The organism is Methylophilus sp. UBA6697, from assembly GCF_002454655.1.
GTDB lineage: Bacteria > Pseudomonadota > Gammaproteobacteria > Burkholderiales > Methylophilaceae > Methylophilus.
Genome location: NZ_DKJH01000004.1, coordinates 1 through 13,604, shown reverse-complemented (window position 1 = coordinate 13,604; position 13,604 = coordinate 1). Strand labels below are relative to the sequence as shown.

Below are 13,604 nucleotides of genomic sequence, written 5' to 3'. Positions count from 1 at the left end.
TTTTTTTCACAAAAACACCCGCAAATCATTTGCTACCAATGCAATTAAGCGACGTTTTCAGCCAGATGCACATAGCCTGACAAATACATTTCATGCAGCCATGGCAACAAGCTCACTACCGGCTCTCCCTGGCATATCGCCGGCTCCAGTTGTCGATGATTGGCAAAGGCATTCAACAAAGGCGCGCCTTCAGGGGGCGCTTGCACGCTTTCACCATTGATAAAATACTGGCCTTGCCAATGCAGCATCTGTGTCTGCAGATCCATGACGACGCCCTGTTGTGCCAGGCGTTGCGAAAACTTTTCCATGCTGAGTTTACGATTAGGGGAAAAAACAACATATGCCTTGGGCTCAGAAAAATACTTTGCCAGAAAAGGCCCTAATTGCTCCGTTTGCCAGGGCAAGCGACGCAACATGTCTGCGACATTATTCACCATATTGACGTCCACTTCTGCCGGATCCACCACTGGCTGCAAGTCGGGATCACGGTACAAGGCATCCGGCAAGCCATTCTGGCGGCACTCATCCAGGAACTCGATCGCCAGTTCCCTGGCCGCTGGGGCCCGGAAACCAATGGAGTAGGTCATGCAGTCATCATCTTCGGCGATGCCCCAGTGCGCGACATTGGGTGGCAGGTACAGCATATCGCCGGGTTCCAGCACCCACTCTTGCTCACTGACAAAATGCGACAGGATGCGCAACGGCGCTTCAGGAATCAAACGTAAGTCCGTTTGCTGGCTGATGCGCCAGCGGCGCTTGCCTGCGCCTTGCAACAAGAAAACGTCGTAACTATCGATATGCGGGCCAACCCCGCCTCCCGTAGGCGCGTAACTGACCATCACATCATCCAATCTGACTGTCGGGATAAAATTAAACAGTGACAACAAGGCTTGCGCTTCCGGCAACACATGATTCATGCCCTGTACCAGCAGCGTCCAATACTGCGCTGGCAATGCCGTAAAGTCATCGTCATCAAATGGCCCTTGCCTGACTTGCCAGCCATCTCCTGTTTGCGCACGGTCGGGATCAAACTGTATTAACCTGGCGGGCACTTCACTATCACACGCGAGCCCGGCCAGCTCTTCAGGATCTAGCAAGCCCTGGAAGTCCGGCATTGCGCCACGAATCAATAATGGCTTTTTTTGCCAGTATTCCGCCATGAACTGTGCCGGTGTTAAGCCATTGAGTAAGGTCAGTGCTTGTTGCATGATTAAATTTATCTAAAAGGTAGAAAAGGCGCCGTGGTAATACTTTGGGTCAGGCGCGAAATAAAACGTTGCGACTTTTCGGCCAGTGTCAGCGCCAACAAATCGGTCCGGGCGATCAGCTTGCTGAATTCCCGCTCAAAGCTGAGATTCTGCACTTCGCCCGGCTGACTATTGGTGAGTAGCAATAACTCGCCTTGTGTATTTTTGGCATTGGTAAGCTTCCATACCGCAATCTCAATATTCCTGGCCGCATTATACAAACTCTGCGGCTCTATGCTATCGGTGAGGAAAAAAGCCGATTTATTGCCATGGGCACGAAACAGCATGGACTGTATGCCAACCACCAGTGCCAACACGCGGTCTCCGCTGTATTGCGCATTCAGGGCCAGTTTAATCGCAGCGGTATCTTGCGCACCACCCAAGGCATCGAACTGCCAGTGATGCACAGTGACCTGCTCAAACACATAGCTGGCAATTTGCTCCGGCGTCCCCAGTCCTGATTTTTGCGCCTCGGCCGGGTTGCGCTTGTACATTTTGAGCATGAGCAAGCGCAAGGTACTGACGTTTTCGCTATATTCAATATCGGCCAGGCGATCGAGGTCCGTTTTAACCAGTTGATGAAAGGTATTGCGGTCTTGCCGCACAGGGACTGGCCGCCCATTAGGCGAATCGACATAACCGCCATCCGGTGTCGTGCTGCATCCGGCCAGCAGTAAGATCATCACACGCCAGCCGGAAAAACTCATGCAGGCAATACCCGCTGTGCCGGAAAGACAATCTGGAAACGACTGCCATGGCCAGGCTCGCTTTCAATCTGCAAACTGGCCTGATGGTGATGCAAAATATGTTTGACGATGGACAACCCTAAGCCGGTGCCGCCAGTGTCACGACTGCGGCCGCTGTCGACACGGTAAAAACGTTCCGTCAGGCGCGGTAAATGATGCGGCTCAATGCCTATGCCGGTATCCTGCACGCTGAATACGGCATCCTCGCCGCGCATCTGCCAGTAGATATCAATCTTGCCTTGCTCAGGGGTATAGCGCACGGCATTACTAGTCAGGTTACTCAAGGCGCTCAATAATTCGTTATAACTGCCGCGCAGATTAACTTTCGTCTCCATATGCAGCGTCACGGTATGCTGGCCCTGGCTCAAGGCTTGTGCATCTTTCTGCAACTGCTGCAGCAAGGCAGGCATGGCAATATCGGTTTCATCTTTGAGTGTGACGTTATTTTCCAAACGCGACAAGGTCAGCAAGTCTTCAATAATGCGTCGCATGCGCGTTGTTTGCGACTGCATCATGTCGAAATAAGGCTGGATATCCGGCGAGACCTCACCTTGCATATCACTAATGGTTTCGAGAAAACCGCCGATGACTGTCAGTGGCGTACGCAACTCATGCGATACATTGGCGATAAAATCGCGGCGCATGACCTCGGTTTTTTCAATGGCAGAGACATCACGGCAGATCAGCAAGCGCTGCTTGCTGGCAAAGGGAATAATCTGTAATTCCAGCGTCACATCCGGGCTGCGCCAGGATTTGAGTTTAAGCGGCTCACTGTAATCTTCGGCCTGCAAATACGTCACAAACTCGGCTTGCCGCAACAAGTAATAAATCGGCTGGTTTTCATCATGATGCCGCTTTAAACCCAGTCGCTGAATCGCAGGCTCGTTAAACCATTCAATTTCGTTACGGTTATTCAGCACCACCACCCCATCTGGCAACGCACTGGTGGCATGACGCAGGCGCTCAAGTGTACTGCTCAGCTGACTTTGGCTGCGCGAATGGCGGCGCATTTCATGATACAGATTAGCAAAGATGTCCTCCCAGATGCCTTTGCCGTTTGGCATGAAGTTAAGGCTGGGTTTGAGCGCCCACTGGTACAGGCGGTGCGTCCAGTACAAATGCCCGGCGAGATAGGCCAGCACACCTGCCATAAACAATAGCCAGGCAGTGTCTGCACTGGTGAACCAGCCCACCATCAGGCAACAGAACGCCCAAAACAGCAGACTCCAGAACGCTTTCCAACGAATATCTTGCACAAGCTATTCTCAACACATCAATGTCGGCGATTATACGACACATCTGCGCGCAGGCAATGACAGGATGATGACAGCCGCCCAGGAGCAAATAGACCGCTTACTCAGCCATGACCGGGGCGCTTCTTGCGAAGGGTTTGGCCAGCGGCTCGCCCACAAACACGCCTTGCATTGGCCACTTCACGCTTTTCCAGTAGGCCTCAATCAAGGTCTCGCCTGACAGGTAATGCGCCATCACAATTTGCGGATTAGGAAACTTCTGCCAGTAGTTACAGGGCTCGGAAACCGTGCCATAACTGCCCGTCACCCCCGCATCCAGCCAGCGCGACGCTGGCATCTGGTCATTGTAGCTGGCCAACACGCCCCCAGAGGAGGTCAGATGATCGGCAATCGCGCCGGGCAAATAAGTATTCGTCAACATGAAATCCACCTGCTTTTGCCCGGTGAAATAAAACATGACCGCGCCCTGTTTTTCAATCGACTCCTGGCTCAAGGTATGCATAGTGAGTTTCTTGGATTTAACGGTCATGCCATCCTGCGGAAAGAATGCCTCCCGCGGCTTGGAGCGCGCAACATCGCGCGTTTTGAGAAAGTAGCCATCGGCGTCATTTAAGCTGAACTCACTCAACACACCACGATCGATTAAGGCTTTGGCTGACTCTACATTGCTGATCGGCAGCAGCATGGACAAGCGGATATGGTGATCTGCCCAAGGCCGCAATGACGAGCTATTAAAATAAGGACTATCACGCCCCGGGTCACAGGTTTTACGGCACTGGTTCAAGTCCAGCCCCAGGGTCAGTGCACTGGTCAGGCTGTTACACTGCACAGCAAAGGGTGTGCGCCACACCAGGAGCAATACCTGCTGATTGGTCAGTTTGGCATCCAGTTGCGCCTTTAAAGACTCAAACTCCGGCACGGTTAATGCGTCTTTAGCATGCCTGGGTAACTCGACACCAATCAGGTTTTCTGAAGGCACTTGCCTTGCCTGCAAGTAATAACGGGCGACTTCTTCGCTCTGCGCATCATTGACGTTATAAATCACCGCCACATCTTCAGGCTTTAATAAAGAAGGCCTTAGCGGGATTCTTTTACTCACATCCACCCCGCCCGCCATGGCTTTTGTCACCAGTAACACAAAACACAGTGCCATCCAGGCACTCACCTGTCCCAAACGATAACCCACACCCATCAACTCAATACTCCATTGCAATTGCAAAGATAGCCACTATGGCAAACAAACCGGCGTAAAATTCAATCATATCCCAGATTCAATTGATTGAAGAAAACGAGGCAAATAATGACGACACAAACAATTCTGATCACAGGGGCCAACCGTGGTATTGGGCTGGAGTACGTCAAGCAATATGCCGAAAGCGGCCAGCAGGTTTACGCCACCGTACGCGACCCGTCCAAGGCGACAGCACTACAACAGCTAGCTGCCAAGCATACCAACATCCAGATATTGGCGCTGGATGTAGGCGATGTCAGTGCCATTCGCGCGCTGGCTGGCCAATTGTCCGCACTCACTATCGATACAATAATCAGCAACGCCGGCACTTACCCTGACAGCGCATTCGGCAAGACCGATCCACAAGCCTGGCTGCACGCATTCCAGGTCAATACGCTGACCACCTACTACTTCGCCGAGGCCTTCTTACCGCAACTTCGCCGCGCCAACCAGGCGAAACTCATCGCCATGACCAGCAAAATGGGCAGTATGGAAGACAACGGCAGCGGTGGTGAGTATATTTACCGCAGTAGCAAAACCGCATTGAATATGGTGGTCAAGAGTTTGTCCATTGATTTACGCGAATTCAATATCAAAGTTGCAGCCTTGCATCCGGGCTGGGTGCGTACAGATATGGGCGGGCCAAATGGCTTGATTGATACCGAAACCAGCGTGCGTGGATTGCGCCAGGTAATTGAGGGTTTGAGCAGTGCGCAATCGGGGGAGTTTATTGCTTATGATGGGAAAAGGATTCCTTGGTGATTGGTTGTTTACATTGTTGCTTTTCGCCCTTTCGGCGAGTTACTTTTNNGCTCGGCGCGGCAGATGGGGCCCGAAGCAGGTGGCACCGTTAGAGCGCTTAAGTCGTATCTTGAATACTTAGCTTATCGGCGGTAAATTAGCCCTTATAAGGACTACGCTCTTCTAGCTCATCGACATAGTCCTGCATGGTGCTGGCTTCGCGGGCCAAAAAGCGCGCAACGCTCTGGTGGAAGTCAGCATGACTTAACCAGTGATAGGAGCAAGTAGTATAAGGGGTGAAACCCCGCGCCAGTTTGTGTACGCCTTGGGCGCCACCTTCAAAATAGCGTACGTTGTGGCTGATACAGAATTGTTGCGGCTGGTAGTAACACAACTCGAAGTGCAGGCACGAAATATCGCGCAAGCTGCCCCAATAGCGACCGTACAATGTGTCATCCCCCAGCACACATAAACTGGCGGCCACGTCTTCGCCATCCTGGCTGGCGATAAACAGCCTGAACTGTTCAGGCAGGTCACGACTGATGTGCTCAAAAAAAGCCAAGGATAAATAAGGACTACTGCCGTGCCGGTGATAAGTATTGCAGTAGCATTGATAAAACAAGGCGAGTTCCGCCGAACTGACCTCATGCCCGTTGAGTACACGGCAATGCACACCTTGCTGAGCGACCTTATTGCGCTCCTGGCGTATCTTTTTACGCTTGTCGCGACTAAGTGCAGCAAGAAAAGCCTCCCAATCAGCGTAGCCTGGATTTTCCCAGCGAAACTGCACACCATGGCGGCGTAAGCCACCAGCCTCGGCACAAGCTGCTGCCGACGGCTCATCAGGGAATAACACATGCAGCCCGGATAAGGCATGCGCCTGGCACAGTTCACGCATCTGCAACAGCATGGCTTTGGCCAAGGCAATGGAGTCTGGATAATCAGGGTGGATCAGCATGCGCGGCCCGGTAACGGGCGAAAACGGAATGGCTGAAATCAGTTTGGGATAGTATTGGCCCCCCGCCTGTTCGTAAGCATCCGCCCACGACCAGTCAAAGACATACTCACCATACGAATGGGTTTTAATATAACAAGGTGCCGCAGCAAGCAGTTGCTCACCATTTAAAACGGCCAAATGATAGGGAATCCAGCCGGTTTCGTGATCCACCGCTGCCGACAATTCGAACGCCCGCAAAAACCGGTAATCCAGCATAGGATGAGAGCCGGCTAATGCCTGCCAGGCCGTAGCTGAAATGTCCTGCAAACCACGATACCAGACAAACGATAATTGACTGATATCCATACGGGATTAAGCCGTGATCACACACAAATGAGAAAGTGAACACGCCGAGGCTGAAGTTGGCATGCAGGGAGGCATCAGAACAGTGACTTAACCAGGATGTTTTTAACTAGGGCGTTTACGGATGACAGAAGCATCTTTGCCAGTGGAATTCACCGTACTATTGGCGGGAATGACTGCGGAAGCCGGTTTGGATTTATTTTTGGATTTATCTGTGTCTGAATCTGACACAATCGCTTGCTGTGACTGGCTTTTGGCTTCAGCCTCACGTTGCCGCTCGACCATTTGCGCATACGCATTTTCCAACTCATCCAGGGTAATAACACCGTTACCATCAAGGTCAACATATGAAAAATGACGCGCTACCTGCGGCAAACAGAGGGTGGCTTCTTCGCGATCCAGCGAATCATCATTGTCGCGGTTGCATTCATTAAAACGCTGGGAAATGCTGTCGTGCATCACCTTGCGCTTTTGCAGCATGAGCTGGTGATCAGGGTCGGTATTACGTGCATAATCAGACAAGGCCTTGCGTAAACGCGCACGGTCTTCAGGACTGAAGTTATGTTCAAGCGTCTTGGAGAGGCCCACATCGTCATTATCGACGATACGATTATCCGTCAGCCGAATAGGTAGCTTCAGATCGGCAGACACAGGCGATGCCAGCAACATGGTCGTTGTTAGCAAAAAAACCTCTTTCAAATGTTTGTTCGCTTTACACATCCACATCCAAACGTAATACCTTAATTCTTGTTTCACTAAATTCTTGTTTCACTCAAAGCTTTTTGAAAAACAATCTTTTTAAAGTAGAACCAAGCACGATTAACATGACAGATATTGCCTGACTTTAAAATCAGGCTGCCTAACATAACGCAACTCTGGTCGCGGCATCAACTGATTTAACAAAAAATAGCGATTCTTTCATCGCCATGACTGTCAATTTCAGGCAGTCATCTTGCATCAGGATTGTAAATGCAATATTTCATCCCCCGCGCCATTTGTAACCAAGTTGTAACCACCCCACTTCATGCCGGATACGGCTTGGAGTATAATGATAAAGATAAGTTTTATGGCTAAGCCATTTTGACCTCTTGTGTGAGGTCATCCCGATGGCGGCCCGGCGCGTTAACAAAACGCACGCTTCTGTGTAAAAAGGTACGTATGGCAGAACAGTTAAAAAAAATATTGATGGTTGATGATGATTTGCGTATGCGCGAACTTTTACAGCGCTACCTCACTGAACAAGGATTCAATATCAAATCCGTTTCCGATGGCAAAGAGCTGGACAAAGCCATGTCTGCCGAGAGCTTTGACCTGCTGATTCTCGACCTGATGTTGCCAGGTGAAGATGGCCTGGCCATCTGCCGCCGACTGCGTGGTGCCAATCACATGACACCTATTATCATGCTGACTGCACGCGGTGACGAAGTCGACCGCATTGTTGGCCTGGAAATGGGCGCTGATGACTACCTGCCGAAACCGTTTAATCCACGTGAGTTGCTGGCCAGGATCAACGCCGTGTTGCGTCGTCACGAAATTACGCCCAAACAAGCGGTTGAAGAAAAAAGTGCGGCGTTTCAGTTTGGTGAGTTTGTCTTTGACACCAACACACGCAGCCTGACCAAAAATGGCGTACCGATTACTATTACCAGTGGCGAGTTCACCCTGTTAAAGGTGTTTACCGAACATCCGCGCCAGCCCTTGTCACGTGACCGCCTGATGCAACTGGCCCGTGGCCGCGAGCTGGATGTGTTTGACCGCAGCATAGATGTGCAAGTGTCACGCCTGCGCCGCATTATCGAACCGGATCCAGCACATCCACGCTACCTGCAAACCATGTGGGGCTTTGGCTATGTGTTTATTCCAGATGGCGAAGCGCCGCAATAAGCTGCCTGCATTGCTCTAACTCACGTGCGCCTACTGCCTCGCAGACTGTTGTCCCGCATCATGTTACTGATTGCCATTTTATTGGCGGTCAGCATCTATGCCTCGCTCAAAATCTTTGATTATTTTGACCGCGAACCACGCGCAACCGCGGCTGCCTTACAGGCAGTCACCATCGTTAATTACACCCGCGCCTCACTGATTGCCTCGCATGAAAATCGCCGCCTGGCCTTATTGTCAGAACTGTCCGGCCGTGAGGGTGTGCGCGTCTATGCTGCAGACTTTCTGGAAGACATTGAGCCGCTGCCCGTAGACCCGTTTATTAACCTGGTGGCACAAAAAATCCGTGAGCGTATGGGCGAAGAAACCATTATCACGGTCAACCATTACGACATTCCCGGCCTCTGGATCAGCTTTAATGTGGGTCAAGATGACTTTTGGGTAGTCATTCCAAAAATCCAGGTCGACCGCCCTTTCCCCTGGCACTGGCTGGGATGGGCCGCCGTAGTAGGCTTGCTGTCATTGATTGGCGGCTACTTGCTGACTGCCAGAATTAACCGACCACTGACCATGCTGGTACATGCAGCCGAACGTCTGCGCAATGGCGAGCCGGCGCCAAAACTGCCAGAGGATAGTGTGGAGGAGTTGCGCGAAGTGACGCATACCTTTAACGAAATGGCCGAATCGCTGGCACGCCTGGATGCCGAACGCACATTATTGCTGGCAGGCGTATCACACGATATCCGCACCCCGCTGGCACGCCTGCGCCTGGCGGTAGAAATGCTGCCAGCAGAAGCGGACTACATGAAGCATGGCATGATTGAAGATATTTCCGACATGGACAATATCATCCATCAGTTCCTGGATTTTGTACGCGGCGTGGAAGGCGAACCCACACGCATGATGGATATCAACGACCTGCTGCATGCGCTGGCTGAACGTCAGCGCCGCGCAGGCCGTGAGTTAAAAGTGTCACTGGGGCCTAAATATTTCATCCCTATCCGGCCGCTTGCCATGCAGCGCCTACTCGATAACTTGGTCGGCAACGCCTACAACTACGGCAAGGGTAAAGTAGAAGTGCGCAGCCAGGTCATGGCTGACAAGATTGTGATCAGCGTACTCGACAATGGCCCCGGCATTCCGCCTGAACATGCAGAGCGCTTGCTACGCCCGTTTGAGCGTATGGACAGCGCGCGTAATAAATACGAAGGTGGCAGCGGCCTGGGCTTGGCGATTTGCAACCGTATCGCCACCTTGCATGGCGGCCAGTTGGCACTGCTCAACCGCACTGAAGGTGGGCTGGAAGCCAGGCTTTCTTTACCCATCCTGCCGAATACCTGATTGATAGGACCCGACTTTACTCGTCGGTCGGTGTAAACCAGTTCAAGCGTGCGCGCAATTTCACCACTTCGCCAATAATGGTCAGGCTGGGCGGCTTTAACCCAGCAGCGGCGACATCTGCCGCCAAGTTTTTCAAGGTAGACTCCACCACGCGTTGCTTTTGTGTCGTGCCCTGCTGAATCACGGCGGCGGGCATATCTGGCGAAACCCCTTGTGCAATCAGCTTGGCGCAAATTTGCTCCAGCCCCACCAAGCCCATATAAATTACCACCGTTTGCTTGGGCCGCGCCATGGCCTGCCAATCCAAATCAATCGTACCATCTTTCAGGTGGCCAGTGATAAACAAACAGGCTTGTGCATAATCCCTGTGCGTCAATGGGATACCGGCATAACTGGAAACACCATTCGCCGCCGTGATACCAGGCACCACCTGAAATGGCACGCCATGTTGCATCAGGGTTTCAATTTCTTCCCCCCCGCGACCAAAAATAAACGGGTCGCCGCCTTTGAGGCGCAACACGCGCTTGCCTTCCAATGCCAGCCTGGCTAGCAACTGGTTAATTTCCTCTTGTGGCAACGTATGCTGGTCGCGTGATTTACCGACGTAAATCAACTCGGCATCGCGTCGCACCAACTCCATCACCTCTTTACTAACCAGCTTGTCATAGACACACACGTCACACTGCTGCATCAGGCGCAACGCCCTGAAGGTCAACAAGTCAGGATCCCCCGGGCCGCCGCCCACCAGATACACTTCACCTCGCGTGGGCGCATCTTCACTCTGACTGAGCAACTCACCCAGCAAGTCACGCGCAGCCTGTTCCTGGCCGGACAATACGCGCTCGACCAACGGCCCATTCAACACACCCTCCCAAAATCGGCGGCGCGCAGGCATATTGGTAAACTTGGCCTTCACCTGCTCGCGAAACTCGCCGGCGATGGTCGCGATACGGCCATATGCCGCAGGCAGCATGGTTTCGATTTTACTGCGGATATGTCGCGCCAATACCGGCGCATTACCTTCGCTGGAAACCGCGATTACCACCGGGCTGCGATCTATAATGGAGCCCATGGTGAACGTGCATAAAGCTGGAGCATCCACCACATTCACCGGGATATTCAGGCGTTTAGCCGCAACCGAAACCGCTTCATTGACGGCCTCATCATCTGTGGCTGCAATCACCAGGCAAGCGCTCGTCAGTTGCCCAGGCTGAAATTGATCCTGCACGTATTGAATCTCACCCTGCTCGAACAACACGTGTAACTCATCGCACAATTCAGGCGAGATCACCGTGACCTGGCCTTGCGCCTTGCGCAGCATGAGCACCTTGCGCGTGGCGACATCGCCGCCACCAATGACGATACACAGGCGTTGTGCAATATTGAAAAAAATCGGTAAGGCTTGCATGCAGACAGTGTTTGAATAAAAGAACTATATTTTACCGCAGTGACCAGTTCTCCGGGGATTCATTGTTGCCTAGGGTTTCACCTGCAAATACGCTAAAATACTGTTTTTGTGAGAAATTTAGCGTTCAATGAAGCAGGAAAGCGGAAAAAAGATATTCATTAAATCGTTTGGTTGCCAGATGAATGAATACGATGCTTCGCGCATGGTTGACCTCATGCGCGAACACGACGGCATGACCCAGACCGATAATATGGAAGAAGCCGACGTGATTTTGCTCAACACTTGCTCGGTGCGCGAAAAAGCCGAAGAAAAAGTATTCAGCCATTTGGGCCGCATGATCCCGCTCAAGGAGAAAAACCCCAACCTGGTCATTGGTGTCGGCGGCTGTGTCGCCAGCCAAGAGGGCGATGCGATTATCAAGCGCGCACCGTATGTCGACGTGGTGTTCGGCCCGCAAACCCTGCACCGCCTGCCAGAGCTGATCAAAGCCAAGCAGACCGAAAACAAACCGCAGGTGGATATTACCTTCCCCGAAATTGAAAAGTTTGACCACTTGCCACCACCACGTATCGAAGGGGCAACGGCCTTCTTAAGCATCATGGAAGGCTGCAGCAAGTATTGCAGCTTCTGCGTCGTGCCTTACACGCGCGGTGAAGAATTCTCACGTCCGTTTGAAGACATCCTGACCGAGGCGATCCAACTGGCCGAACAAGGCGTGAAAGAAATTACCCTGTTAGGCCAAAACGTCAATGCCTACCGTGTGCAATATGCAGGGATTGAAGCTGATCTGGCGATGCTGATTGAAACCGTGGCCGAGATACCGCAAATCGAGCGCATCCGCTACACGACCAGCCACCCGAACGAGATGAACGAGCGCCTGATTGCCTGCCATGCCAATGTGCCAAAACTGGCCAATCAATTACATCTACCGGTACAAGCTGGCAGTGACCGTATCCTCATGGCGATGAAACGCAACTACACCGTGTTGCAATACAAAGGCCTGATCCGCAAACTGAAAGCAGCCAATCCAGCACTGACCATTACCAGCGACATCATCGTAGGCTTCCCTGGCGAAACAGAAAAAGACTTCCAGGCCACACTCAAACTGATGCGCGATGTCGGTTTTGATTACAGTTTCAGCTTCCTGTACAGCCCGCGCCCGGGCACGCCAGCCAGTTACCTGCCTGACGAAACCCCGCAAGCGGATAAAGCCGCATGGCTGAAGCAACTGCAAACCGAAAACGAAACCAACGGTGATGCCATCAGCCGCGCCATGCTAGGCACCGTACAACGCGTACTGATTGACGGCCCCTCCTGGAAAGACCCTGGCTTGCTGGCGGGTAAAACCGACAACGGCCGCGTCGTGGATATCGCTGCCGATGCCCGTTTTATCCATCAAATGGTTCAAGTCAAAATTACCGACGTCTACAACCCCCATCGCCTGGTTGGCGAAATTGTGAATTAAGCATGGAAATTACCTTAAGCCCCGAAGATAACCTGATGCTGGCCAACCTGTGCGGCCCGCTGGATGAAAACATCCGCCAACTCGCCAATGGTCTTGATATTGAAATCAACCGCCGTGGCAGCACCTTCTATTTGAGTGGCACGCAAACCAATATGCGGCTGGGCGCACAAATGCTGGAAAATTTTTATGCGCGATCCAAAAAGCCAATTGAGTTGGAAGACATTCAATTAGGCCTGGTCGAAATCGACAAACTCAAACCGGAAGAAGTCGCCAGCAGCGCGATGCCGGTACTGATGACACGCCGTGGCGACCTGCATGGCCGTACGCCACGCCAGGTCAGTTATTTGCAGCAAATCCAGGACCACGACATCACCTTTGGCATCGGCCCCGCAGGTACAGGTAAAACCTACCTCGCCGTCGCCAGCGCGGTGGATGCCATGACGCGCGACCGCGTAAAACGGATTGTATTAGTGCGCCCGGCCGTGGAAGCCGGTGAGCGCTTGGGCTTTTTACCCGGCGACTTAAACCAGAAAGTTGACCCTTACCTGCGCCCGTTGTATGACGCGCTGTATGACCTGGCAGGTTATGACACCGTGAATAAAATGTTCGAACGTGGCGCCATTGAAGTCGCCCCGCTCGCCTATATGCGTGGCCGTACGCTCAACCAGAGCTTTATTATTCTGGATGAAGCGCAGAACACCACGCCAGAACAGATGAAGATGTTTTTAACCCGCATCGGTTTTGGTACCAAAGCCGTGATTACGGGGGACGTCACGCAGATTGACTTGCAGCGTCACCAGAAAAGTGGCTTGGTAGAAGCACAAAAGATTCTCAAAGATGTCAAAGGCATCGCCTTTACCCAGTTTATGTCGCAAGATGTAGTAAGACATCCGTTAGTGCAGAAGATTATTAATGCGTATGAGAAGTTTGAGCAGAGTGCTGCAGAAAAGTGATTCATAGTTTATGCATTACCTACTGTGCTACTTTAAAT

General features: G+C 52.1%; 12 protein-coding genes. 5 read left to right on the top strand and 7 right to left on the bottom strand.

The genetic code is table 11. The features are described from left to right. Positions 1 to 44: 44 nt before the first annotated feature. The 4 genes from B3355_RS02650 to B3355_RS02635 form a co-directional block, all read right to left on the bottom strand. Positions 45 to 1,208, bottom strand: a complete 1,164-nt coding sequence (locus B3355_RS02650; RefSeq protein ID WP_292779926.1) for a cupin domain-containing protein — start codon at positions 1,206 to 1,208, stop codon at positions 45 to 47. An 8-nt stretch (positions 1,209 to 1,216) separates the two neighbouring features. Continuing rightward, positions 1,217 to 1,954 (bottom strand): hypothetical protein, encoded by a 738-nt coding sequence (locus B3355_RS02645; RefSeq protein ID WP_292779924.1) that lies wholly within the window; start codon positions 1,952 to 1,954, stop codon positions 1,217 to 1,219. Beyond that, positions 1,951 to 3,249: a phosphate regulon sensor histidine kinase PhoR gene (gene phoR / locus B3355_RS02640; protein WP_024930786.1), complete on the bottom strand. Its 1,299-nt coding sequence runs from the start codon at positions 3,247 to 3,249 to the stop codon at positions 1,951 to 1,953. Before phoR ends, B3355_RS02645 begins: the two co-directional genes overlap by 4 nt. A 97-nt stretch (positions 3,250 to 3,346) precedes the next feature. Further along, entirely contained in the window at positions 3,347 to 4,465 is a 1,119-nt protein-coding gene (locus B3355_RS02635) for a TIGR03790 family protein (RefSeq protein ID WP_292779922.1), read from the bottom strand. An 81-nt stretch (positions 4,466 to 4,546) separates the two neighbouring features. Here B3355_RS02635 and B3355_RS02630 point away from each other — a divergent pair, with 81 nt between their 5' ends. Continuing rightward, positions 4,547 to 5,239, top strand: a complete 693-nt coding sequence (locus tag B3355_RS02630; RefSeq protein ID WP_292779920.1) for an SDR family oxidoreductase — start codon at positions 4,547 to 4,549, stop codon at positions 5,237 to 5,239. Between the two features lie 136 nt (positions 5,240 to 5,375). On the opposite strand, the gene B3355_RS02625 is transcribed toward B3355_RS02630, so the two are convergent. Together B3355_RS02625 and B3355_RS02620 are read right to left on the bottom strand one after the other, a co-directional pair. Next, positions 5,376 to 6,521, bottom strand: a complete 1,146-nt coding sequence (locus B3355_RS02625; protein ID WP_292779918.1) for a GNAT family N-acetyltransferase — start codon at positions 6,519 to 6,521, stop codon at positions 5,376 to 5,378. A 102-nt stretch (positions 6,522 to 6,623) separates the two neighbouring features. Then, entirely contained in the window at positions 6,624 to 7,202 is a 579-nt protein-coding gene (locus B3355_RS02620; protein WP_232411533.1) for an EF-hand domain-containing protein, read from the bottom strand. A 474-nt stretch (positions 7,203 to 7,676) separates the two neighbouring features. On the opposite strand from B3355_RS02620, the gene ompR reads away from it, so the two are divergent. Together ompR and B3355_RS02610 are read left to right on the top strand one after the other, a co-directional pair. After that, complete coding sequence (gene ompR, locus B3355_RS02615) at positions 7,677 to 8,402, top strand: two-component system response regulator OmpR (protein ID WP_019883160.1); 726 nt, start codon at positions 7,677 to 7,679, stop codon at positions 8,400 to 8,402. A gap of 60 nt (positions 8,403 to 8,462) precedes the next feature. Then, complete coding sequence (locus B3355_RS02610) at positions 8,463 to 9,740, top strand: sensor histidine kinase (protein ID WP_019883161.1); 1,278 nt, start codon at positions 8,463 to 8,465, stop codon at positions 9,738 to 9,740. 16 nt (positions 9,741 to 9,756) lie between these two features. Here B3355_RS02610 and cysG read toward each other — a convergent pair whose 3' ends face one another. After that, positions 9,757 to 11,148 carry a siroheme synthase CysG gene (gene cysG / locus B3355_RS02605; protein WP_047516776.1) on the bottom strand — a complete coding sequence of 464 codons (1,392 nt, stop codon included), beginning with the start codon at positions 11,146 to 11,148 and terminating at the stop codon, positions 9,757 to 9,759. 127 nt (positions 11,149 to 11,275) lie between these two features. Between cysG and miaB the strand changes: the two genes are divergently transcribed. Further along, positions 11,276 to 12,613: a tRNA (N6-isopentenyl adenosine(37)-C2)-methylthiotransferase MiaB gene (miaB, locus tag B3355_RS02600; RefSeq protein WP_292779909.1), complete on the top strand. Its 1,338-nt coding sequence runs from the start codon at positions 11,276 to 11,278 to the stop codon at positions 12,611 to 12,613. A gap of 2 nt (positions 12,614 to 12,615) precedes the next feature. Further along, positions 12,616 to 13,566: a PhoH family protein gene (locus B3355_RS02595; protein ID WP_024930779.1), complete on the top strand. Its 951-nt coding sequence runs from the start codon at positions 12,616 to 12,618 to the stop codon at positions 13,564 to 13,566. The last annotated feature ends 38 nt before the right edge of the window (positions 13,567 to 13,604 follow it).

Bases quoted from the DNA above. Each gene is read 5' to 3' on its own strand.
- B3355_RS02650 (WP_292779926.1), bottom strand. From the start codon at position 1,208: ATGCAACAAGCACTGACCTTACTCAATGGCTTAACACCGGCACAGTTC.
- B3355_RS02645 (WP_292779924.1), bottom strand. From the start codon at position 1,954: ATGAGTTTTTCCGGCTGGCGTGTGATGATCTTACTGCTGGCCGGATGC.
- B3355_RS02630 (WP_292779920.1), top strand. From the start codon at position 4,547: ATGACGACACAAACAATTCTGATCACAGGGGCCAACCGTGGTATTGGG.
- B3355_RS02625 (WP_292779918.1), bottom strand. From the start codon at position 6,521: ATGGATATCAGTCAATTATCGTTTGTCTGGTATCGTGGTTTGCAGGAC.
- ompR (WP_019883160.1), top strand. From the start codon at position 7,677: ATGGCAGAACAGTTAAAAAAAATATTGATGGTTGATGATGATTTGCGT.
- B3355_RS02610 (WP_019883161.1), top strand. From the start codon at position 8,463: ATGTTACTGATTGCCATTTTATTGGCGGTCAGCATCTATGCCTCGCTC.
- cysG (WP_047516776.1), bottom strand. From the start codon at position 11,148: ATGCAAGCCTTACCGATTTTTTTCAATATTGCACAACGCCTGTGTATC.
- miaB (WP_292779909.1), top strand. From the start codon at position 11,276: ATGAAGCAGGAAAGCGGAAAAAAGATATTCATTAAATCGTTTGGTTGC.
- B3355_RS02595 (WP_024930779.1), top strand. From the start codon at position 12,616: ATGGAAATTACCTTAAGCCCCGAAGATAACCTGATGCTGGCCAACCTG.